1 protein-coding gene is annotated in these 1,716 nt (G+C 48.0%); it reads right to left on the bottom strand.

Annotated features, from left to right (window positions below; translation table 11 throughout):
- Positions 1–48: 48 nt before the first annotated feature.
- Positions 49–1,716: DNA polymerase I (gene polA / locus R7P67_RS23635; protein ID WP_318086168.1), on the bottom strand; the 1,668-nt coding region annotated here is incomplete at its 5' end.

Here is a 1,716-nt window from a genome sequence, read left to right as displayed (position 1 = left end):
GTTTGTGCGCTGGCTCATACTAAATCGACCAAATTGATTTAAAAATGATTAGTGTGCTTGATCCCAGTTGTCACCGTGACCAGCTTCTGCCACCAAAGGCACTTTCAACTCTGCTGCAGATTCCATCAATTTCTGTACTTTACTTTCAATTTCGGACAAAGACGACTCTTCGACTTCAAATACCAGTTCATCGTGTACTTGCATCAAAAGTTTTACGCGACCATTGCCTTCTTCTTGAATCCATTGATCCACTAGCAGCATCGCTTTCTTAATAATGTCCGCTGCAGTGCCTTGCATTGGCGCATTGATCGCCGCTCGTTCTGCCGCTTTACGACGCATACCATTACGCGATTTGATTTCTGGCAGATGCAAACGTCGACCAAAAATGGTTTCTACATAACCTTTATCAGCTGCTGCGCTGCGAGTGTCTTCCATGTACTGCATTACACCAGGGTAGCGCTCGAAGTATTTGTCCATGTAAGCTTGCGCTTCACCACGAGGAATGCCCAGCTGTTTTGCCAAGCCGAATGCGCTCATGCCGTAAATCAGACCAAAGTTCACCGCTTTTGCACGGCGACGCTGCTCACTTGATACCTGATCAATAGACACTCCCATGATTTCTGCTGCGGTTGCGGCGTGAATGTCTTTACCGTCACGGAAGGCATCAAGCAGCGCTTGGTCGCCAGAAAGGTGCGCCATAATACGCAGCTCGATTTGCGAGTAGTCGACAGCCAGAACCTTGTAACCAGCTGGAGCAACAAACGCCTGACGAATGCGACGACCTTCTTCGTTACGGATTGGAATGTTCTGCAAGTTTGGATCGGTAGACGACAAACGACCTGTCGCAGTCACCGCTTGATGGTAAGAGGTGTGTACACGACCAGTTGAAGGGTTGATCATCTTCGGCAGCTTGTCTGTGTATGTCGACTTCAGCTTCGCTAAACCACGGTATTCTAAAATCAGTTTTGGCAGTGGGTAATCCAACGCAAGCTCTTGCAACACCTCTTCATTGGTTGAAGGGGTGCCAGATGGTGTCTTCTTCACAACAGGTAGGCCCATTTTTTCAAATAGGATAGCTTGCAGCTGCTTCGGCGAGTTCATGTTGAACTCTTGTTCTGCGATTTCGTAAGCTTTTTGTTCAAGCTCTTCTAAACGGGCCGCGATTTCTACCGATTGAGCGCTCAGCTTCATGTCATCAATCAGAACACCAGTGCGCTCAATGCGAGACAAAACTGGGACTAGCGGCATTTCGATTTCTTCGTAAACCGATTTTAGCTTTTCATCTTGTTCGATGTTAGCAAACAGACGATTGTGCAAGCGAAGCGTGACGTCTGCATCTTCAGCTGCGTATGGCGATGCTTGCTCAAGCTCGATTTGGTTGAAGGTCAGTTGGTTTTTACCTTTACCCGCGATTTGTTCGAATGAAATGCAGCTGTGTTGTAGGAAACGAAGTGCCAAGCTGTCCATGTCGTGTTTGCCGCCTACGCTGTTGTAAACGTAAGACGCCAACATGGTGTCGTATTTGATGCCTTTCATCTCGATGCCGTAACGTGCCAGCACAGACGCATCGTATTTTAGGTTCTGACCGACTTTCGCTTGAGCGTCGTCTTCAAGAATCGGTTTCAGCTGCTCCAGAACCCAATCGCGATCCAGTTGCTCTGGCGCATCCAAATAATCGTGTGCGACAGGAACATAAGCCGCAATACCTTCATCGAT

The organism is Vibrio sp. Vb0937 (assembly GCF_033338855.1).
The sequence above is the reverse complement of the archived record's forward strand: the minus strand, read 5'-3'. Positions and strand labels throughout refer to the sequence as shown.